Origin of the sequence: Mycobacterium pinniadriaticum (assembly GCF_026242045.1) — a bacterium.
Taxonomy (GTDB): Bacteria; Actinomycetota; Actinomycetes; order Mycobacteriales; family Mycobacteriaceae; genus Mycobacterium; species Mycobacterium pinniadriaticum.
Genome location: NZ_JAPJDO010000141.1, coordinates 1 through 220, shown reverse-complemented (window position 1 = coordinate 220; position 220 = coordinate 1). Strand labels below are relative to the sequence as shown.

1 pseudogene is annotated in these 220 nt (G+C 62.7%); it reads left to right on the top strand.

Annotation, left to right across the window (positions count from 1 at the left end):
- Nucleotides 1-5: 5 nt before the first annotated feature.
- A pseudogene (locus ORI27_RS32965) lies at nucleotides 6-110 on the top strand (helix-turn-helix domain-containing protein); the annotation flags it as partial.
- Nucleotides 111-220 lie beyond the last annotated feature (110 nt).

Below are 220 nucleotides of genomic sequence, written 5' to 3'. Positions count from 1 at the left end.
CACTGATGGTGACGGTAGAGGTCGATCCTGTCCGCGTCGAGTCCCGGTTGATGGCCGGCGCGATTGCCTGCCCGGTCTGCCCTGACGGCGTGCTGGGCGGCTGGGGGTATGAACTTCCCCCGAGACCGTGGAGGCATCAACAATAGGGATCGAGATGCCAGAGAAACGGAAGAAGTACGACCGGGAGTTCCGTGAGGGTGCTGTCCGGATCGTCGAAGAG